The organism is Mesorhizobium kowhaii, assembly GCF_042431665.1.
GTDB classification, from domain to species: Bacteria; Pseudomonadota; Alphaproteobacteria; order Rhizobiales; family Rhizobiaceae; genus Mesorhizobium; species Mesorhizobium kowhaii.
In genome coordinates this window covers 1-20,780 of sequence record NZ_JBHLYT010000030.1, presented here as the reverse complement: position 1 = coordinate 20,780, position 20,780 = coordinate 1, and the positions used below count along the sequence as shown (strand labels likewise).

Sequence of the window (20,780 nt, the reverse complement as noted above, 5' to 3'; positions counted from 1 at the left end):
CTTTTCCGAAAACCGTTTCCATTTTTCGAGATCACGCTCCGGGAGCCAGCCCATGACTGAAGCAAAGGTTCCGGAGGGAACTCCCGTCGATGTCGCCGATTTTCGAGCCGCGATGCGGTTGATCGTCGGCAATGTCAGCGTCATCACTGCCGGCGTCGGCGAGGATCGCTCCGGCCTGGTGGTCATTTCGGTCGTATCGTTGTCGGCCGAGCCACCCAAGGTGATCGCTTGCGTCAACCGGTCATCGTCGACCTGGCCGCTAATCGAACACTACCGGCATTTCGGTGTCAATTCGCTCGGGCCCCAGCATCAGCGCGTGGCCGAGCGGTTCTCCGGCTTTGGCGGCATCAAGGGCAAGGACCGCTACGAGGGCGCCGAATGGATGACGCTGAAGACCGGAGCGTCATTGCTGTCGGATGCGGTGGTGGCCTTCGACTGCAGCCTCGACGAGATGATCGATCGCGGCACGCATTCCATCGTCATCGGCTCGGTCGAGGCCGTGCACACTCGCGATGCCGGCCAGGCGCTGATCTACTGGCGGGGCGGCTACAGGCCGCTCGACGCCTAGGATGTGTTGATATTCAGGTGATGCCGGCCCGCAAACGGTGAGTTCCTGCGCTTCCGGTGCTCACGTACCCAAAAGTACGCTCCGCTCCGGTTCTCGGAACCCATCTAGTTTGGTCGCTTCGCGCCCGTCTTCGATTGCGGCTCGGCCTAACCTGAATCTCAACACACCGGGAGCAAATTTCAAAAAAAAGTGCGGTGGGTCAGACCGAGCCCTTTTCCGCCAGCACCATGTAGTTGACGTCCATGTCCTTGGAGCGTGCCCAGCGGTCGGCAAGCGGATTGTAGGTGACGCCGGTGCGGTCGATGATGCTCAGGCCGGCGCCGCCGAGCGCCTTTTCGAGTTCTTCTGGGCGCACCAGCTTGCCGAACTGGTGGGTGCCGCGCGGCAGCCAGCGCAACACATATTCAGCGCCGATGATGGCCAGGCCGAGAGCCTTCAGCGTGCGGTTGATGGTGGCCACGAACATGATGCCGCCGGGCCGAACCATCTCGCCGCATTTGGCGACGAACAGGTCGATGTCGGCGACATGCTCGACCACTTCCATGTTGAGAATGACGTCGAATTTCTCACCGGCGTCGGCCAGATCCTCGGCGGTCGTGGCGCGATAGTCGACGCTCACATTGCCCTCGGCCGCGTGCAGCTTGGCCACTTCGATGTTCGTTTCGGAGGCATCCGCTCCCACCACTTCGGCGCCAAGCCGCGCCATCGGCTCGCACAAAAGCCCGCCGCCGCAGCCGATGTCGAGGATGCGCAGGCCCTCGAAAGGCCGTGCGGCGCGCGGGTCACGGCCGAAGCGCGTCGCTATCTGGTCGCGGATATAGGAGAGCCGAACCGGATTGAACTTGTGCAGCGGGCGAAACTTGCCGTTCGGATTCCACCATTCGGCGGCAAGAGCGGAAAAGCGTTCCACTTCTCCGGCATCGATCGTCGATCGTCGGGGCTCTGGCATAGGTTGGTCTCCTCGACACTACAGCGCGGCGCGTCCTTGGATGCGCAAAGGACGCTGTAGCACTTTGATTCTGCGCATGATCCTTTCCGAAATCGAAATCGATTTCGGGGTCATGCGCTAGGAAGTCGGGCGTGAGGCAGCGAATGTCAAGGCAGCATTTTCCTCTGCTGACAGAACGATCGCTCTGTCAGGGCATGTCAGTTGCCGAGCGCTGCGGGTGAAACACAATTGGTCTGGCAACCGCGGCTATCTGGAGGAAACAAGCAGTCGCGAACTGAGGCGCATGGAGCGTTCCGAACAGCCTCTGGCAATGATCATGCTCGATGTCGATTATTTCAAGCAGTTCAATGACACGTTCGGTCATGAAGCCGGCGATCTCGTCCTCAAGCAGGTGAGGTCCGGCGTCCCGCTGTCGCAGCCCGGCCAGATCGGGAACTCCAATCATAGGCAGCCCTGCGAAAGCTTCACGACAAGATCATTCCCGGCCGGGCTACTTCATGTCCAGCACGTCGCGCAGTTTCGCCGCCAGCTGCTCGATGGTGAAAGGCTTGGCCAGGAAGTGCACGTCGTGATCGAGCACGCCGTTGTGGACGACGGCGTTCCTGGTGAAGCCGGTGGTGAAGATCACCTTGAGCTGCGGCATGCGGGCGACCGCCTCTTCCGCCAGCTTGCGGCCGTTCATCACCGGCATGACGATATCGGTGAACAGAAGGGCGATGCCGGGGTTTTCCGCCAGCGCCTGCAAGGCTTCGTGGCCGCTGCCGACATGGATGACGGTGTAGCCGAGTTCGCGTATGGCGTCCGTGGTTGAAGCGCGCACGCGGGCATCGTCCTCGACGACAAGGATGGTTTCGGTGACCGGAGCCGCGGGGTTGTCGCCTCGCCCCGTGGGCATGGCAACCTCCTCCGGTCCGAAGAATCGCGGCAAATAGATCTTGATGGTCGTGCCTTCGCCGGGCTCGGAATAGATCTTGACGTGGCCGCCCGACTGTTTGACGAAGCCGTACACCTGGCTCAGCCCTAGTCCTGTGCCCTTGTTGACCGGCTTGGTGGTGAAAAAGGGTTCGAAGGCCTTGGCTATAGTGTCGGGGACCATGCCCGAGCCGGTGTCGCTGACGGCGATCATCACATACTGGCCGGCTGTGACCTCGGCATGGGTGCCGGCGTAGCTGTCGTCGAGATGGCTGTTGGCGGTCTCGATGGTCAGCTTGCCGTTGTCGCCCATGGCGTCGCGCGCATTGACGGCAAGGTTGAGAATGGCGTTCTCGATCTGGCTCGGGTCGGCATGGGTTTTCCACAAGCCTCCCGCCAGCACGGTTTCGATGCGGATGGATTCGCCGAGCGCCCGCCGAAGCAGGTCGGACATTCCGGTCAGCAGGCGATTGGTGTCGACGATCTGCGGCGCCAGCGGCTGCTGGCGCGAGAAAGCGAGCAGCCTGGCCGTCAGATTTGCCGCCCGATTTGCCGCGTCGATCGCCGCTTCGATGAATTTTGCGATGTCGTGCTCGCCGCGCTCCAGCTTGCGCTGGGCAAGGTTCATGGCGCTGATGATCACCGCCAGCATGTTGTTGAAGTCGTGGGCGATGCCGCCTGTCAGCTGACCGACAGCCTCCATCTTCTGCATCTGGCGGATCTGGGATTCAGCGTTTTCGCGCGTCTGGATCTCATTGCCGAGCGCGATGTTCTTGCGCGTCAGCTCATCCTGGGCGACGGCCACCTCACGGAAGCGGCGCCGGGATTCGCGGATGGTGTAGGTACCAAGCAGAAAGATCGCCAGCAGTGCGGCCAGCGAGCCGATGCGCAGCCAGGCCTCCACCTGGTCTGTATGCTCGTCGCGCTTGGCGACAGCGGCGGCGCCGATGCGCCGGATCGTATCCATACTGGCCCGGACCTCGTCCATGGCGGCCTTGCCCTGGCCGCTGCGGACCAGCTCCAGCGCTTTGACCGCGTCACCTCTGTCGTAGAGAGCGATCGTTTCGGCCAGCTCAGCCTGCTTTTGCGAAAGCGCGTCCTTGATGTGACTGACCTGCGGGGCGAGTTGGTCGTCCGAGGCTGTTATGGTGTCGATGCGGGCGAGTTGCCCGGGGATTGCGTCGACGGCCTTCCGATAAGGTTCGAGGTAGGATTTCTCGCCGGTCAGCAGATAGCCGCGCTGGCCGCTCTCGGCATCCTGCGCCAATGAAAGCAGCCCGGAAAGCAGTTCCTGATACTCGATTGTCTCACGCGCGGCGGCACGATTGGCCCTCTGGCCCTCGACCAGCATGGCGCGCGTGCCGACGATCAGCGCCAACATTGCGAAGCCAATGAAAAGCGGGAGCGATTGCCATCGCGTGGCGCGTCGGAGACGAGCAATCATCTGTTATGCCGAACCAAATGGAATTCCCCGCGGGCAGCTTTTCGTAAGCGGTGGCGGAGCGGAACGCAATATGCCGTCTTCTTGAAGTCGGCAATCCGCCGCCAGCCTTGCGAAACCTTCATCATTTGGCTAAGGAGGCCGCGCATTCAGCGGCCGGCGTCAGCCGGACGTATCCTTCCGTTTTTCGGGATTCCGCTTTCAGGGCTGGGGTCCGGCTTCAGTCAAAGGCATTTCGCTTCCATGGCGCGCATCGTGATGAAATTCGGCGGAACCTCCGTCGCCGACATCGTCCGCATCCGCAATGTGGCGCGTCACGTCAAACGCGAGGTCGACGCCGGCCATGAGGTGGCGGTGGTCGTCTCGGCGATGGCCGGCAAGACCAATGAACTGGTTGGCTGGACGCGCGAAGCCTCGCCGATGCACGACGCACGCGAATATGACGCGGTCGTCGCTTCCGGCGAACAGGTCACCGCCGGCCTTCTGGCAATCACGCTGCAGAACATGGGCGTGCATGCGCGTTCCTGGCAGGGCTGGCAGATCCCGATCAAGACCGACAACGCGCACGGCGCGGCGCGCATCCTCGACATTGACGGCGCCTTCCTGATCAAGCGTTTTGGCGAAGGCCAGGTGGCGGTGATCGCCGGCTTCCAGGGCATCGGTCCGGACAATCGCATCGCCACGCTTGGCCGCGGCGGCTCCGACACCAGTGCGGTGGCCATCGCAGCAGCGGTCAAGGCCGATCGTTGCGACATCTACACCGATGTCGACGGGGTCTACACCACCGATCCGCGCATCGAGCCCAAGGCGCGGCGGCTGGCCAAGATTTCGTTCGAGGAAATGCTTGAAATGGCTTCGCTCGGCGCCAAGGTTCTGCAGGTGCGTTCGGTCGAGCTTGCCATGGTGCACAGGGTGCGTACCTTCGTGCGGTCGTCCTTCGACGATCCCGATGCGCCCGGAATGGGGGATTTGCTCAATCCGCCCGGAACGCTCATTTGCGACGAGGAAGAGATCGTGGAACAGCAGGTCGTCACCGGAATTGCCTATGCCAAGGACGAAGCGCAGATTTCGCTGCGCCGTGTCGGCGACCGGCCGGGTGTCGCCGCCGGCATCTTCGGGCCGCTGGCCGAGGCCAACATCAATGTCGACATGATCGTCCAGAACATTTCCGAGGACGGCAAGTTCACCGACATGACCTTCACCGTGCCGTCGGGCGACGTCGACAAGGCGCTGGCCGTGCTCGAGCGCCTGAAAGCCTCGATCGGCTACGATGTCGTGCAATCGGAAGCCGGCATGTCGAAGGTTTCGGTCATCGGCATCGGCATGAGGAGCCATGCCGGCGTCGCCGCCACCGCTTTCAAGGCGCTGGCCGACCGTTCGATCAACATCCGCGCCATCACGACCTCCGAGATCAAGATTTCGATCCTGATCGACGGTCCGTACACCGAACTTGCGGTTCGCACTTTGCATTCCGTCTACGGTCTGGATAAGCAGTAGCGAGAACGATTTGAGTTGTTGCGTGTGCGCCGGTCGCAGTGGAAACTGCGGCGGGCAAAATGCCCATTGGAGAAGAAGCCGCGATGCGTGATCAGGCCAGTGGCCCGCGCGTTTTGCTGAAACGGCTCCGCGAGCTCATGCAGGAGCCGCTGGAGCCGCAGGAGCGGCTTGACCGGATCGTGCGCGACATCGCCTCGAACATGGTCGCCGAAGTCTGCTCGCTCTACGTGCTGCGCGCCGATTCGGTGCTCGAACTCTACGCCACCGAAGGTTTGAACCCGAACGCCGTCCACCTGGCGCAACTGCGGCTGGGGCAAGGCCTGGTCGGCACGATCGCCGCCAGCGCGCGGCCGCTCAACCTTTCCAACGCCCAGGAACACCCGGCCTTCGCCTATCTGCCGGAGACCGGGGAAGAGATCTACAACTCCTTCCTTGGCGTGCCGGTGCTGCGGGCAGGGCGCACGCTGGGCGTGCTGGTCGTCCAGAACAAGACCATGCGCCACTACCGCGACGACGAGGTCGAGGCGCTGGAAACCACGGCGATGGTCATCGCCGAGATGATCGCCACCGGCGATCTGGCGCGGCTGACGCGGCCCGGCCTCGAACTCGACCTGCGCCGTCCGGTCAGTTTCACCGGCCTGTCCTTCAACGACGGCGTCGGGCTTGGCCATGTCGTGCTGCACGAGCCGCGCATCGTCGTCACCAATTTGTTCAACGAGGACAGCGAGGAAGAGGTCCGCCGGCTCGAGACCTCGCTCGGCTCGCTCAGGCTCTCCATCGACGACATGCTGGAACGCCGCGACGTCGCCTTCGAGGGCGAGCATCGCCAGGTTCTGGAAGCCTATCGCATGTTCGCCAACGACCGCGGCTGGGTGCGCCGGCTGGAAGAGGCGATCCGCAACGGCCTGACGGCGGAAGCGGCGGTGGAAAAGGTGCAGAGCGACATGCGCGCCCGCATGCTGCACATGACCGATCCCTATCTGCGCGAGCGGATGAGCGATTTCGACGACCTCGCCAACCGGCTGCTGCGCCAGCTGATGGGGCGCGGGCCAGAGGATGTCGCCGCGTCGCTGCCGAAGGACGCCATCATCGTCGCCCGCTCGATGGGCGCCGCCGAACTGCTTGACTATCCCCGCGACAAGATGCGCGGGCTGGTGCTCGAGGATGGTGCTGCCACCAGCCACGTCGTCATCGTCGCGCGCGCCATGGGCATTCCTGTCGCCGGCCAGATGAAGGGCGCCGTTTCCATGGCGGAAAACGGCGACGCCATCATCGTCGACGGCGAAGAGGGCGTGATCCATTTGCGGCCGCAGCCCGACCTCGAAGCCGCCTATGCCGAAAAGGTGCGTTTCCGGGCGCGCCGGCAAGAGGTCTATCGCGAGCTACGCAAAAAGCCGTCGATGACCAGGGATGGTGTCCAGGTCGATTTGTTGATGAACGCCGGTCTTGCCGTCGACCTGCCGCAGCTTGTCGAGTCGGGCGCGGCCGGCATCGGCCTGTTCCGCACCGAACTGCAGTTCATGGTCGCCTCGACATTTCCCCGTGCCGAGGCCCAGGAAAAGCTTTACCGCGACGTGCTCGAGGCGGCGCGCGGCAAGCCGGTCACCTTCCGCACCATCGATATCGGCGGCGACAAGGTGCTGCCCTATTTCAAGGGTGCGATCCAGGAGGAGAACCCGGCGCTCGGCTGGCGGGCGATCCGCCTGACGCTTGACCGGCCGGGGCTGCTGCGCACCCAGATCCGCGCCTTGCTCAAGGCCAGTGGCGGGCGTGAATTGAAGCTGATGCTGCCGATGGTGACCGAGCTTGGCGAGATCGCGCAGGCGCGCGAGATCATTGACCGCGAGGTCAGGCATCTGTCGCGCTTTGCCCATCACCTGCCGACGAGCCTCAAGCTGGGCGCGATGCTTGAAGTGCCGTCGCTTCTGTTCCAGCTCGACGAGTTGATGAAAGCGGTCGACTTCGTCTCGGTCGGTTCGAACGATCTGTTCCAGTTCGTCATGGCCGTCGACCGCGGCAACACGCAATTGGCCAACCGCTTCGATACGCTGTCGGCGCCGTTCCTGCGCGTCCTGAAGCAGATCGCCGATGCCGGCGTCCGCAACCACACGCCTGTGACCCTGTGTGGCGAACTCGCCGGCAAGCCGATCTCGGCGATGGCGCTGATCGGTCTTGGTTTCCGCTCGATCTCGATGTCGCCGGCCTCGATCGGCCCCGTCAAGGCGATGCTGACGGAACTGCCGCTGGATGAGTTGGAGGCGTTTTTCGAGGACAATCTGATGGCGCCGGCGCAGGGGCTGCCGATGCGGGCGCTGCTGCAGGCCTTTGCCGACGACCGTTCGATTCCATTGTAGCATCCTCATCATGGTCAACCTGCCACGCGATCGTATGGATCAAGTCGTCAAGCGTTTCGAGATGCTCGAAGCGCAGATGTCGGCCGGCCCGGCACCGGATGCCTATGTACGGATGGCGTCCGAATACGCCGAGATTCAGGACATGGTGGCCAAGGTCAGGGCGCTGCGCTCGGCCGAGCATGAGCAGGCCGACCTCGAAGCGATGCTTGCCGACAAGGGTACCGATGCCGAGATGCTGGCCTTGGCGGAGGCCGACCTGCCGGAGGTGGAGGAACGCATCGAGGCGCTGCAGAAGGACATCCAGATCCTGCTGCTGCCCAAGGATGCCGCCGACGACAAGAACGCCATTCTCGAAATCCGCGCCGGCACCGGCGGCGACGAGGCCGCCCTTTTCGCCGGCGACCTGTTTCGCATGTATGAGCGCTACGCTGCCGAACGCGGCTGGCGTTTCGAGACGGTGTCGGCCAGCGATGGCGATGCCGGCGGCTACAAGGAAATCATCGCCACCATCTCAGGCAAGGGCGTCTTTGCGCATCTGAAATTCGAATCCGGCGTGCACCGCGTGCAGCGCGTGCCGGCGACCGAGGCGAGCGGGCGCATCCACACTTCGGCCGCAACCGTCGCCGTGCTGCCGGAAGCCGAAGAGGTCGACATCGACATCAGGGCCGAAGACATCCGCATCGACACCATGCGCGCCTCGGGCTCGGGCGGCCAGCACGTCAACACCACCGATTCGGCTGTCCGCATCACCCATCTGCCGACCGGCATCATGGTGGTGCAGGCGGAAAAGTCGCAGCATCAGAACAGGGCGAAGGCCATGCAGATCCTGCGCGCCCGCCTCTATGACCTGGAGCGCAGCAAGGCCGATGAGGAACGCTCCGAATCGCGCAAGTCGCAGGTCGGCTCCGGCGACCGCTCCGAGCGCATCCGTACCTACAATTTCCCGCAAGGCCGCGTCACCGACCACCGCATCAACCTGACGCTCTACAAGCTCGACCGGGTGATGATGGGCGAACTCGACGAAGTGATCGACGCGCTGATCGCCGATCACCAGTCGAAGCTGCTCGCCGACATCGGCATCGATGGCTGATCAACTGTCCGAGGCGCTGGGGCCGCTGCTGCGGCAGGCGCAGGCTCGGCTTGCCGCTGCCGCCGTCGATGATCCGGCGCTCGATGCGAGGCTGATCGTCGAACATTTTTCCGGCACGACGCGCACGCAGGCGATTGCCGATCCTAAGCGCAAGATCGAAGGAAGCGCCATCGCGGCAATTGGTGATGCCTTGAGACGGCGCGCCGGCGGCGAGCCGGTGCATCGCATCCTCGGCTATCGTGAATTCTATGGTTTGCGCCTGTCGCTGTCGCCGGAAACGCTGGAGCCGCGGCCGGATACCGAAACGCTGGTCGAGGCTATGCTGCCTTTCGTCAGGGCAGTGGCAGTTCGGGAAGGTGAATGCCGCATCCTCGATCTTGGCACCGGCACCGGCGCCATTGCGCTGGCGCTGCTCAGCGCCGTGCCAGCCGCGATCGCCATCGGCGTCGATATGTCCGCGGGCGCGCTGGCGACGGCGACCCGCAATGCCCGGCAACTGGGCCTTGCAGATCGGTTCACGGCGCTCCAGTCAGACTGGTTCGAAAAAGTTTCCGGCCGGTACCATGTAATTGCCGCAAACCCTCCCTATATACGTTCCGAAGACATTGGAAATCTGCAGGACGAAGTCCGCAATTTCGACCCGCGCCTGGCATTGGATGGTGGCGCGGACGGTCTGAACCCCTACAGGACCATCGCCGCGGAGGCGGCAAGGTTTTTGGAAGCTGAAGGCAGGATTGCGGTCGAGATCGGCCACACGCAGCACAAAGAGGTCGCAGAAATATTCGCCGCAGCCGGCTACGGGCCGGGCGGTGCTTTTCGGGACCTTGGTGGAAACGACAGGGTTCTTGTCTTTGAAATGACAAAGCCTTGACGCAGTGCAAAAAAAAGCGCTTGGCAATGCCGGGGAATGCGGCTAGGGTCGCCTTAACCGGATGAGACGAAGCAGGCAGTGCTCTTAGCGATTCGGTTTTCCTTGGAAATAGCTGCCTTCTTGCGCAAACGATGCCCAAGCTTCGTGCGGGAATCGTCCGGCAAGTGATGTAACCGGAACAGGATGGCACGTGGCGCCAACGCAATTGATGCGGGCGAACGCCGGTGAAGAGACGAAACGGCTGGCTGCATGAGCGCCTCCGTTCGTGAAGAGTTTTTCGAAAATTTCAAAATGAAGAGAGTTTGATGAGGCCACAACAGCAGAACAGGCGCATGCGCGGTCGCAACAACAATGGCGGCGGCGGTGGCAATAACAACAATAACAACAACAACAACCGCAAGGGACCAAATCCCCTGACGCGCAACTACGAGAGCAACGGCCCGGACGTGAAGATCCGCGGTTCGGCTCAGCAGATCGCCGAAAAATACGCCACCTTGGCCCGTGATGCGCAAAGCTCCGGCGACCGGGTCATGGCGGAGAACTATCTCCAGCACGCCGAACACTACAATCGCATCATCGCGGCCGCACAGGCGCAGATGCCGATCCAGAACACGCAACAGAATCGCGATGATTTCGACGATGACGGCGACGACGATCGCGACGAGTTCGACAATGCCGGCAACAACAGCAACACGATTTCCGATGCCCAGGCGCCGGTGATCAACCATGGCGCCGGCCCGCAGCCGGTCATCGAAGGCATGCCGGCCGAGGTCGCGCTGAATCGAGAAAGCGGCCGCGACACTCGTGATAGCAATAGCGGGCGCAACAATGGCGGCCGCGACAACAACGGTGGGCGCCATCGCGATCGTCGCCCCAATGGCGGTTACGGCCAGAACGGCCAGCGCGACTATGGTTCGTCCGCCGAGCAAGGCGGCCAGCCGCAGCGCAACGAGGGCCCGACCCAGGCCGAAACCGCTTCGCCGGCCGAATCCACCGAATCCGTAGTGGCAGCCGAGCCGGCTCCGCTGTTCGAGAACCTGTCGCCGGCAGGTCTTGCCGCTCAGGCCGAGCTCAATGAGGCGGCCGCCGAAAGCGGTGCTGCCCGTCGCCCGAGGCGTCCGCGCCGTCCGCGCGTCAGTGCCGATCAGGTCGATAGCGGCAGCGACAATGCCGATGCCGGCGAGGCGGCCGCGGCCCCGGCCGACGGCGGCAATGCTGAACCGGTCATTGTCGACATCGACAACTGATCGAACGACATTTCAGGACATTGGACGGCGGAGAGAAATCTCCGCCGTTTTCGTTTTGTGCCGCGATGGAATATTGTGCGTTGACCGACATCAAGGCGTCTTGAGACAGCATGGCCTATGCACCATATCTCGGCTGAACTGGACCCGGCTCAAATGGGCGGGTCCGTCACCGCAATCGGATCCGGTGCCGCAAAGCGGGCCGGTGATGGAAGGAGACAGATATGAACCTTGAGAAATACTCAGAGCGCGTGCGCGGCTTCATCCAGTCCGCGCAGACCATGGCGCTCTCCCGCAACCACCAGCAGTTCACGCCCGAACACATCCTGAAAGTGCTCGTCGACGACGACGAGGGCTTGGCCGCGTCGCTGATCGAACGCGCCGGCGGCAACGTCCGCGACGTCAAGCTTGGCGTCGAAACGGCGCTCGAAGCGATGCCCAAGGTCGAAGGCGGCAATGGCCAGCTCTATCTGGCGCAGCCGCTGGCCAAGGTGTTTTCGACGGCTGAAGAGCTGGCCAAGAAGGCTGGCGACAGCTTTGTCACGGTCGAGCGGCTCTTGCAGGCGCTCGCCATGGAGAAATCGGCCAAGACCGCCGACATCCTGGCCAAGGCCGGCGTCACCGCGCAGGCGCTCAACCAGGTCATCAACGATGTCCGCAAGGGCCGCACCGCCGATTCGGCGAGTGCCGAACAGGGCTACGACGCGCTGAAGAAATATGCGCGCGACCTGACCGCGGATGCCCGTGCCGGCAAGCTCGATCCGGTCATCGGCCGTGACGACGAGATCCGCCGCACCATCCAGGTGCTGTCGCGCCGCACCAAGAACAATCCGGTGCTGATCGGCGAGCCGGGCGTCGGCAAGACGGCGATCGCCGAAGGCCTGGCGCTGCGCATCGTCAATGGCGACGTGCCGGAATCGTTGAAGGACAAGCAATTGATGGCGCTCGACATGGGCGCGCTGATTGCCGGCGCCAAATACCGCGGCGAGTTCGAGGAGCGGCTGAAGGCCGTGCTCTCCGAAGTCACATCGGCCAACGGCAACATCATCCTGTTCATCGACGAGATGCACACGCTGGTCGGCGCCGGCAAGGCGGATGGCGCCATGGATGCGTCGAACCTTTTGAAGCCGGCATTGGCGCGCGGTGAATTGCACTGCGTTGGCGCCACCACGCTCGATGAATATCGCAAGCATGTCGAGAAGGATGCAGCCCTTGCCCGCCGCTTCCAGCCGGTGTTCGTCGATGAACCGACGGTGGAAGACACCGTCTCGATCCTGCGCGGACTGAAGGAGAAATACGAGCAGCACCACAAGGTGCGCATTTCGGATTCGGCGCTGGTGGCTGCGGCGACGCTGTCCAACCGCTATATCGCCGACCGCTTCCTGCCGGACAAGGCGATCGACCTCGTCGACGAAGCCGCTTCGCGGCTGCGCATGCAGGTCGATTCCAAGCCCGAAACACTCGACGAGATCGATCGCCGCATCATGCAGCTCAAGATCGAGCGCGAGGCGCTGAAGGTCGAGACGGACGATGCGTCGAAGGATCGGCTCGCCCGCCTGGAAAAGGAACTCGTCGGCCTCGAGGAGGAATCGACCGAGATCACCGCCAAGTGGCAGGCCGAGAAGCAGAAGCTCGGGCTTGCCGCCGATCTCAAGAAGCAGCTCGACGAAGCGCGCAACGAGCTTGCCATTGCCCAGCGCAAGGGTGAATTCCAGCGCGCCGGCGAGCTTGCCTATGGCAAGATCCCGGAACTGGAAAAGAAGCTGAAGGAAGCCGAAGCCCAGGACGGCAAGGTCGGGATGGTCGAAGAGGTGGTCACCCCCGACCACGTCGCTCATATCGTCTCGCGCTGGACCGGCATTCCGGTCGACAAGATGCTGCAGGGCGAGCGCGACAAGCTGTTGCGCATGGAAGACGAGATCGGCAAGCGTGTCGTTGGCCAGGGCGAGGCGGTGCAAGCTGTCTCGAAGGCCGTGCGCCGGGCACGTGCCGGCCTGCAGGATCCGAACCGGCCGATCGGCTCGTTCATGTTCCTCGGGCCGACGGGCGTCGGCAAGACCGAACTGACCAAGGCGCTTGCCAGTTTCCTGTTCGACGATGAAAGCGCCATGGTGCGCATCGACATGTCGGAATTCATGGAGAAGCACTCGGTCGCCCGGCTGATCGGCGCACCTCCCGGCTATGTCGGTTATGAGGAGGGCGGTGCGCTGACCGAAGCGGTGCGGCGCCGGCCCTATCAGGTCGTGTTGTTCGACGAGATCGAGAAGGCGCATCCGGACGTGTTCAACGTGCTGCTGCAGGTGCTCGATGACGGCCGCCTGACCGACGGCCAGGGCCGCACCGTCGACTTTCGCAACACGCTGATCATCATGACGTCGAACCTTGGTGCGGAATATCTCGTCAATCTCGGCGAGGGTGAGGATGTCGACCAGGTCCGCGACGAAGTGATGAATGTCGTCAAGGCATCGTTCCGGCCGGAGTTCCTCAACCGCATCGACGAGGTGATCCTGTTCCACCGGCTGCGCCGGCAGGATATGGGCCGCATCGTCGAGATCCAGCTCAAGCGGCTGGAAAGCCTGCTGACCGATCGCAAGATCACGCTGTCGCTGGACCAGGAGGCGATCGACTGGCTGGCGGCCAAGGGCTACGACCCGGCCTATGGCGCGCGGCCGCTGAAGCGGGTGATGCAGAAGGAACTGCAGGACCCGCTGGCGGAGAAGATCCTGCTCGGCGACATCCTCGACGGCTCGACCGTCAAGGTGACAGCCGGTTCCGATCGGCTGAACTTCCGCTCGAAGCCGACGATTGTCGCGGCCGAGGCGGCAGCCTGATCCAACGCCGCGCGCCCAACCTGGACGCGCGGCGTTTTCATATGAAAGCGGAGCGCGGATGACGCTGGACGACTACAACAGTTTCTGCGCCTCGCTGCCTTCGACGACCCATGTCGTCCAGTGGGGCGGCGCCCATGTCTGGAAGGTCGGGGCCAAGGTCTTTGCGATCGGCGGTTGGGACCAAGGCCAGCAGCTCTTCGTCACCTTCAAATGTTCCGACATCGCCTTTGACGTGCTCAAGGAGCAGCCGGGCCTGCGGCCGGCACCCTATCTTGCTTCGCGTGGCATGAAATGGATCCAGCGTCAGACAAGCCAGAGCATGGATGATGGTGCGCTGAAGGACTATCTGCGCGAGAGCCATCGCCTTGTTGCCCTGAAGCTCACGAAGCAGGCGCTAAGGGAATTGGGACTTGCCGCAAGCTAGCTAATATTCATCGAGGCGCCGGGAAACCGCCATCTTCACGCCCGGTTCATGTTGGAACCATATGGTGGTTAACTGGTTTGCTGGCGAAGGGGTTCGCCGTACAGGGACACTGCCGGGCGGCGGCAATTACGGACCGGAGAGTTTGGCCACCATGCTGCGCACGATCTTCACCCTTTCGGTACTCGCCGGCGGGCTTCTGTCTTCTGGCGCGCTCGGCGCGCCGATGCAGGACAGTGCACCACGGATTGCCCGCGCTGCCGATGACGGCGGCATCCTTGTCGCCCAGGACGGCAATCTCGACATCTATTACGACGCCAGGGGCAACCGCGTCATCGTCGATGCCGATACCGGCAAGGTCATCGCCATCCAGCCGCCGCAGACGCGGCTCGACCGGCGCGCGCTACGCCGCGAGACACGGCTGCGCGAGCTGGGCCGCGCCCCTGATGACAATGACCGCTACTATCTCGACGATCCGGAAGATATGGCGCGATTCCGCCGCAAGCAATTGGAAGAGGAAGGCCGGGTCATTCCGCCGCCGGCGGACGAATACGATCCTGGTAGCGACAATTCCGTGGAAGCCTATCCGCCGCCACCGCAGGACGATGGCGGCTACGACAACAATTATCCCGATGCGCCGCAGCCGCTCACCATCGAGCGCCAGCCGCTGAACGAGGCCTCGATAGATCCTGCCCAGCCGGCGTCTCCCTCCGAAGAGGCTGCACCCGCCGATCAGGCGGGACTGCCGCCGAAGGCCGGCGGCAAGACGACCGTCGAGCCGGCGCTTTCGTTGGGAGCACGCCAGGATGTCGCGGCACTTCAGGTGCTGCTCGACAGGGGTGGCGCTTCGCCTGGTGTCATCGATGGGCGTTTCGGTTCGAATGTCGACAAGGCACTCGCCGCCTACAACCAGATCACCGGCAGCAATCTGCGATCGACCGATGCGGTCGGCATCCAGGCAGCACTTGCGCAATCCGGCGGCGATGCGTTCGCCAATTACACCATCACACCGGAGGATGCGGCCGGTCCCTATGTCGCCTCGATCCCGGAAGACTACAGCCAGAAGGCGCAGCTCGATCGCATGGGCTACACGTCGGTGACCGAGGCACTCGCCGAGCGCTTCCACATGGACGAGAACTACCTCAAGGCGCTCAACCCGGACGCCAACTTCAATCGTCCCGGCACGATCATCAGGGTCGCCAATTTCGGCAGACTCGTCTCGACGCCGGTTGCCCGTATCGTCGCCGACAAGGGCAGGAAAGAGGTCTTCGCCTATGATGCGGGCGGCAAGCTAGTCGCGTCCTATCCCGCAACCATCGGCTCGTCAGATACGCCGTCACCGTCCGGCATACATGCCGTATCGCGCGTCGCGCTCGATCCGAACTACACCTACAACCCCAGCATCAACTTCAAGCAGGGCCAAAACGACAAGGTCCTGACCATTCCGCCGGGCCCGAACGGTCCGGTCGGCTCGGTTTGGATCGCGCTCGACAAGCCGACCTACGGCATCCACGGCACACCGGAACCGTCGAAGATCGGCAAGACCGAAAGCCATGGCTGTGTGCGCCTGACCAACTGGGATGCGCGGGAACTGGCGAAGCTGGTGTCGCCGGGCGTCACCGTTGAGTTCGTCGAGTGAGGAGCGTGCAGCTTCCCTTACGCCTCAGCCGATGATCCTGCGCACCCACTTCGCGCCTGGCGTTGCCGCATAGATCAGCTGCACCACCAGGATAAATCCGACGCTGAGCAACGGCGTGATCAGGCACAGTGCGGCGCCGATCGCCCACAGGATCTGCGCCTTGACGATGCGCAGATAGACCGTGCGTTTGGTTTCCGCATCGACCCCCTCTGCCAGGAAGCCGTTTTTCTCCGCATAGCGCCAGCTGGCGAACAATGTGACGCCGAGCATCAGTAGGTTGAGCCAGTAGACCAGCACCGCGGTTCTGAATTCGAGGAAGTCGGCCAAAAGATCGGTCGAGAACGGCAGCAGGGCGATGAAAGCGAGAAAGCAGAGGTTCAGCGTGGCAAGCCGCCGGTCGGATTTGGCGATTAGCCCATGCTGCGCCTGCTGGCCGAACCAGAAGATGGTCAGCGTCAGGAAGCTCAAGGCATAGGTCAGGAAGCGTGGCGCCAGTGCAGCGATCGCCGCGAGCAGGTCGCGCTCCGAATGGATCGCCTCGTGCGCCGGCACCCTGATTTCGAGGACGATCAGGGTGAGTGCGATGGCGAACACCCCGTCGGTGATACCGACGATACGGCCGCGTCCCTCCGCCGATGCTTCAAGTGGCCGCGTCATCGATTTCTCCCCGTCTGCAACTTTCCAGAAACCTAATGCATGTCGCTCAAAAGTGGCCCCGGTTTTGAGACAACGACATGCATACAAACAAAGACTTAAAGCGCGTCGCATGAATCCGTTTCGACGCGACGCGCTTTAGCATGACTGCCGCTGTTTGCACCCGGACAGGTGCAACCCTGGCGATGTGGCTGGTTTCAAGGACAGCAAGCCACTGGCCGGTTGTTGCCGACACGCATGCGGTCTAAGCAGAGTTCCATGCATTCATCCAGCGAAGCCGCCGCCGTTCCGCTGACCAGTCCGGTCACGAACGGCACGTTCTGTCCGCAATCGCAGCGGCGATTTGTGCTGATCGCGGCGATCCTGGCCTCGGCGCTCGGCTTCATCGACGGTTCGATCCTGGCCATCGCCATGCCGGCGATCCGCGTCAACCTTGGCGCCAGCCTTGCCGAGGCGCAGTGGATTTCCAATGCCTATGCGTTGACGCTCTCGGCACTGATCCTTGCCGGGGGTGCCGCCGGCGATCGGTTCGGGCTGCGCCACGCCTTCGTGGCGGGCATTGCGCTGTTCATTGTCGCCTCGCTTGCCTGCGCGCTGGCGCCGAATGCGGTGGTGCTGATCGCATTTCGCGCGCTGCAGGGCATTGGTGCGGCGATCATGGTGCCGGGCAGTCTCGCCATCATCGCCAAGGCCTATCCGAAAAAGGAACGCGGCCGGGCGATCGGCATCTGGGCGGCGGCTTCGGCGCTGACCACGGCACTTGGCCCGGTGCTCGGCGGCTTCGTGCTGTCGGCTTTCGGCGATGGCATCTGGCGGGCGATCTTCGCCATCAACCTGCCGCTTGGCCTTATCTCGATCTATCTTCTGCTGGCGAAGATTCCAGCCGATGCGCCGACGGAAAAACGCAGCCTGGATCTCGGCGGTGCCGCGCTCGCGACATTGGCCTTCGGCGCGCTTGCCTACGGGCTGACCTCGATGAGCGCCAGCGGCGAGGGTCATTTGTCGGGGCCAAGCATTGCCGCCGGCGCCGTGTTGCTGGGCGTCTTTATCGTCTTCGAGCTCCGGCAGCGCGAGCCGATGATCGATCTGTCGCTGTTTCGCGTCGGCGCTTTCGCCGGCGCCAATGTCGCGACGTTCTTCCTCTATTTCGCGCTGTCGGCCAATCTTTTCTATCTGCCGATGCTGCTGATCGCCGGCTGGGGACTGAGCACGGCCGAGGTCGGCTTCATCTTCCTGCCCTTGTCGGCATCGATCGCACTTTTGTCGGGGCCGGTCGGCCAGCTGTCCGACCGGATCGGGCCGCGTTTTCCAATCGCCTGCGGCGGCCTTGTCGTGGCTTTCGCCTTTGCCGGACTTGCCTTGCTCACCTATGCCGGCATCCACAATTTCTGGACGGGAACATTTCCGCTGATGGCGCTGATGGGGCTCGGCATGGCGCTGGTCGTTTCGCCACTGTCGACGGCGATCATGACGGCAGTGGAAGACAAGGATACCGGTGCTGCCTCCGGCATAAACAATGCCGTCTCGCGCATCGGCGGCCTGATCGCGGTGGCGGCGATGGGCTCGCTTGCCGCCTGGGTCTACGCGAATGCCCTCGATGGGAATGCAACGCCCGGCGTGCCAGGATTTGGCGAACCGGCGACGGTTGGGCTTGCGCCGGCCGTCGATGCGGCGAGGCTCGCCGCCAGCGACGCGGCGTTTTCCGCCGTCTCCGCGGTGACGGCGCTGCTTTGCCTGCTTTCGGCAGTGATCGCGTGGACGACCATTTCCGGTCAGCGGCTGCCATGGCCGCGGCGTGCGGAAAATCGGCAAGGCTGAGAAATAGGCAAGGCTGACAAGTCAGCGAATCAGCCGTCGATCTTGGCGCTCGCGACCTTCAGCGAATCACTGTCTTCCTGCTTCAACAGGTCGTCGATGCGCTCGCGTTCACGCTTGAAGGCGACGAGGTCATCGCCCTTCAGCACTTTGCCGACCGGCAGCCGGACGCGCATCGAATCGACTTTGGTGCCGTTGACGATCAGCTCGTAGTGGAGGTGCGGACCGGTGGAGAGGCCGGTCTGGCCGAGATAACCAATGACCTGGCCCTGGCGAACGCGCACGCCGGCTTCGATGCCTTTGGCAAAGGCGCTCTGGTGATTGTAGGACGTCTCGTAGCCATTGGCATGACGAATGATGATCTGTTTGCCATAGCCGCCGGCCCAGCCCGCCTTCTCGACGACGCCATTGCCGGCGGCGATGATCGGCGATCCGATCGGGGCGGCCCAGTCCGTACCTGTGTGCATGCGGACATAGCCGAGGATAGGATGCCTGCGCGCACCAAACCCGGAGGTAAATCTCCCGTTTGGCAGTGGGTTGCGCAGTAGGAACTGCTCGGCGCTGCTGCCGTCCTCGTCGAAATAGTCCGTGCTACCGTCCTGCATCTGAAACCGGTAGAAGTTGCGCGTCTGCCCGCCGAAAGTCGATGAGACATAGAGCAGTTCGGACTCGTCGGACGCCTGGTCGTCGCCGTCCGGCTGCGAGAACAAGACTTCGAGGCGATCCGCCGGATTGAGCCGCGACTGGAAGTCGACGCCGGATGCCAGCAGCTTGACCAGTTGCTGGGTCATCTTCTTCGACATGCCATAGGAATAGGCGGCGCGGTAGATGCCGTCATAGATGTTCGGCAAATTTCCGCGCACCACCACGGGCGGTGAGTCGTCGAACGCCGTCAGCAATTCGGGGTTCGGATCCGGCTCCTGCGCCGGCACATACTGGCCGCGATCGTCGAGCGCGATGGTGACGATGTGCTGCGTTCGGTCGTAGACGCTGGTGCGCACGACCTTGGCGGCGTCGCCATGCACCTCGAGACCGACACGCAGCACGGTTCCGGCCTTGAGCGCCGTCGCGTTCAACAGCTTGGCGATCGCTTCGGCCATGCCGGTGGCGTCTTCCCCCGTATAGCCCGAATCGGCAAAGGCCTCGGTAATGTCGAGATCCTTGGTGAAGGGAATGATTTCCTCGGCGAAAGCCGGCGCCTGGTCGTCAGCGGCAGCGCGCGGCGCCACCGAGACGTTTTCCGGCACGATCTTGACGTCATAGGAGCCAGCCATGCTCTCGGCAAAGGCGTCGCCGAATCGCTGCGGGTCGACATAATGGAGTGACGCGACCTGCACGGCGCCATCGCTGAGGTCGGTGCCGGCTTCGCGCACTACCTTTTCCACCTCGTCGGCGGACAGGTCGCTCTTTTCGTCGAAGGCAGCCGTCTCGATCGGGAAATCGACGGTCTTCAGGCTCATCTCGCTTTCGACCTTGGCCCCGTAGATCTGGCCGGAAGCGGCCGAGGCTGTCGCCGGCTGCGCAGCACTGTCGTCGCCGTCGTTGCCGAACACCTGCATCGGGTCGAAAGGCGGGTAGGCGCGGCTGGTGGTGTGGCCGGCGGCAAGCGCCATCTTGATCTGCACGAAAGGCATGGTGTGGATGACGTCACGGTCGCCGACCTTGGTGACCATCGACACTTCCATCCGGCGGCGGTCCTTGGCTTTGGCGATCTGGCGCGGCGCCACCAGCCTTGTCGTCTTGGCCACCTCGCCGGAATCGCCATTGCTGGCAAGATTGATCAGTTCCGCAATCTCGGGTGGTGTCGCCAGTTGCTGGCGACCGTCCAGCGCGGCGAACAGCGCCACGCCCATCAGCACGCTCGAGGTCACGCCGGTGAGGAAGGTCCCTGACAGCCAGCGTGCGGAAACCTCGCGCCGGTCGGGCGGGCCGCTGCGGCCGTCCGCGATAAGCGGCGGCTCGTTGCCGAGTTCGGCTATGACATCTTCCGTGTCTGGCATCCAGAAAGGCTGCTTCTTCCCCGGGCGGAACGGCTTGTCGCTTTTGTTGTGGCCGTGACATTTGCCTGTCATGGCAGGTGAAGTCAACGAAGCCTGCGCCCCGGCCGAATTCCCCTCGCGCACTTCTCTTTTATAGAGCGCTCGATAAAGAGGGGCGGTGCACCTTCTCTGCAAGGCTCATCGCGCACCCCTGTATGAGGCTCTTGAAAGAGGCGCTGCGCCGTCGGTGCGGCGCCGCTTTCGTTGGCTTTGGTGTCGAACGGCAATGCGGCGGCAATAGGGCTCCTTCGTGGCCGCCTACCCGCTGTTATCCCTGTTCCCCAAGGGCAGCCGGCTATCAACGGAGCGAGCCCGAGATTTCTGTCGCAAAAAGTTCAAAAACTTCGAATCCGCTGTTGACAGTTCTTGTTGGTGGCGACTATATACGCCTCACCAACGAGGGCGGCACGCCGCTGGCGACGAAGAAGTTTGCTTCTAAGCCTGCCCGTTGTGAA

15 protein-coding genes are annotated in these 20,780 nt (G+C 63.1%); 10 read left to right on the top strand and 5 right to left on the bottom strand.

Annotation, left to right across the window (positions count from 1 at the left end):
* Nucleotides 1-52 precede the first annotated feature (52 nt).
* Nucleotides 53-568: a flavin reductase family protein gene (locus ACFFNA_RS17500; protein WP_378920219.1), complete on the top strand. Its 516-nt coding sequence runs from the start codon at nucleotides 53-55 to the stop codon at nucleotides 566-568.
* A 199-nt stretch (nucleotides 569-767) separates the two neighbouring features.
* Here the strand turns inward: ACFFNA_RS17500 and ubiG are convergent, their stop codons facing one another.
* The 3 genes from ubiG to ACFFNA_RS17485 all read right to left on the bottom strand — a co-directional run bounded on the left by ubiG (nucleotide 768) and on the right by ACFFNA_RS17485 (nucleotide 3,810).
* The gene (gene ubiG / locus ACFFNA_RS17495) at nucleotides 768-1,517 is read right to left on the bottom strand and encodes a bifunctional 2-polyprenyl-6-hydroxyphenol methylase/3-demethylubiquinol 3-O-methyltransferase UbiG (protein WP_111548894.1); all 750 of its coding nucleotides are present in this window, start codon (nucleotides 1,515-1,517) and stop codon (nucleotides 768-770) included.
* Between the two features lie 187 nt (nucleotides 1,518-1,704).
* Complete coding sequence (locus tag ACFFNA_RS41390) at nucleotides 1,705-1,881, bottom strand: hypothetical protein (protein WP_514132021.1); 177 nt, start codon at nucleotides 1,879-1,881, stop codon at nucleotides 1,705-1,707.
* A 126-nt stretch (nucleotides 1,882-2,007) separates the two neighbouring features.
* Nucleotides 2,008-3,810, bottom strand: coding sequence for a CHASE3 domain-containing protein (locus tag ACFFNA_RS17485; protein WP_378920217.1), 1,803 nt, complete (start codon nucleotides 3,808-3,810; stop codon nucleotides 2,008-2,010).
* A gap of 303 nt (nucleotides 3,811-4,113) precedes the next feature.
* On the opposite strand from ACFFNA_RS17485, the gene ACFFNA_RS17480 reads away from it, so the two are divergent.
* From ACFFNA_RS17480 to ACFFNA_RS17445, 8 genes are all read left to right on the top strand, one after another.
* On the top strand, nucleotides 4,114-5,367 hold the full coding sequence (locus ACFFNA_RS17480) for an aspartate kinase (protein ID WP_378920215.1): 1,254 nt from the start codon (nucleotides 4,114-4,116) through the stop codon (nucleotides 5,365-5,367).
* 83 nt (nucleotides 5,368-5,450) lie between these two features.
* Nucleotides 5,451-7,721: a phosphoenolpyruvate--protein phosphotransferase gene (gene ptsP, locus ACFFNA_RS17475; protein WP_111548967.1), complete on the top strand. Its 2,271-nt coding sequence runs from the start codon at nucleotides 5,451-5,453 to the stop codon at nucleotides 7,719-7,721.
* A 10-nt stretch (nucleotides 7,722-7,731) separates the two neighbouring features.
* Entirely contained in the window at nucleotides 7,732-8,811 is a 1,080-nt protein-coding gene (gene prfA, locus ACFFNA_RS17470) for a peptide chain release factor 1 (RefSeq protein WP_378920212.1), read from the top strand.
* Entirely contained in the window at nucleotides 8,804-9,682 is an 879-nt protein-coding gene (gene prmC / locus ACFFNA_RS17465; RefSeq protein WP_111548890.1) for a peptide chain release factor N(5)-glutamine methyltransferase, read from the top strand. The genes prfA and prmC overlap by 8 nt, the downstream gene beginning before the upstream one ends.
* 305 nt (nucleotides 9,683-9,987) lie before the next feature.
* Nucleotides 9,988-10,929 carry a DUF4167 domain-containing protein gene (locus tag ACFFNA_RS17460; RefSeq protein ID WP_111548889.1) on the top strand — a complete coding sequence of 314 codons (942 nt, stop codon included), beginning with the start codon at nucleotides 9,988-9,990 and terminating at the stop codon, nucleotides 10,927-10,929.
* A gap of 221 nt (nucleotides 10,930-11,150) precedes the next feature.
* Entirely contained in the window at nucleotides 11,151-13,757 is a 2,607-nt protein-coding gene (gene clpB / locus ACFFNA_RS17455) for an ATP-dependent chaperone ClpB (protein WP_378920210.1), read from the top strand.
* A gap of 58 nt (nucleotides 13,758-13,815) precedes the next feature.
* Nucleotides 13,816-14,181 carry an MmcQ/YjbR family DNA-binding protein gene (locus ACFFNA_RS17450; protein ID WP_378920208.1) on the top strand — a complete coding sequence of 122 codons (366 nt, stop codon included), beginning with the start codon at nucleotides 13,816-13,818 and terminating at the stop codon, nucleotides 14,179-14,181.
* A gap of 151 nt (nucleotides 14,182-14,332) precedes the next feature.
* Nucleotides 14,333-15,817, top strand: coding sequence for a L,D-transpeptidase family protein (locus ACFFNA_RS17445; protein ID WP_378920592.1), 1,485 nt, complete (start codon nucleotides 14,333-14,335; stop codon nucleotides 15,815-15,817).
* Between the two features lie 24 nt (nucleotides 15,818-15,841).
* Here the strand turns inward: ACFFNA_RS17445 and ACFFNA_RS17440 are convergent, their stop codons facing one another.
* Nucleotides 15,842-16,474: a TMEM175 family protein gene (locus tag ACFFNA_RS17440; RefSeq protein WP_378920206.1), complete on the bottom strand. Its 633-nt coding sequence runs from the start codon at nucleotides 16,472-16,474 to the stop codon at nucleotides 15,842-15,844.
* Between the two features lie 255 nt (nucleotides 16,475-16,729).
* On the opposite strand from ACFFNA_RS17440, the gene ACFFNA_RS17435 reads away from it, so the two are divergent.
* Nucleotides 16,730-18,289 carry an MFS transporter gene (locus ACFFNA_RS17435; RefSeq protein WP_111548884.1) on the top strand — a complete coding sequence of 520 codons (1,560 nt, stop codon included), beginning with the start codon at nucleotides 16,730-16,732 and terminating at the stop codon, nucleotides 18,287-18,289.
* Nucleotides 18,290-18,318: 29 nt separating this feature from the next.
* Here the strand turns inward: ACFFNA_RS17435 and ACFFNA_RS17430 are convergent, their stop codons facing one another.
* The gene (locus tag ACFFNA_RS17430) at nucleotides 18,319-20,286 is read right to left on the bottom strand and encodes a M23 family metallopeptidase (protein WP_167458812.1); all 1,968 of its coding nucleotides are present in this window, start codon (nucleotides 20,284-20,286) and stop codon (nucleotides 18,319-18,321) included.
* Between the last annotated feature and the right edge of the window lie 494 nt (nucleotides 20,287-20,780).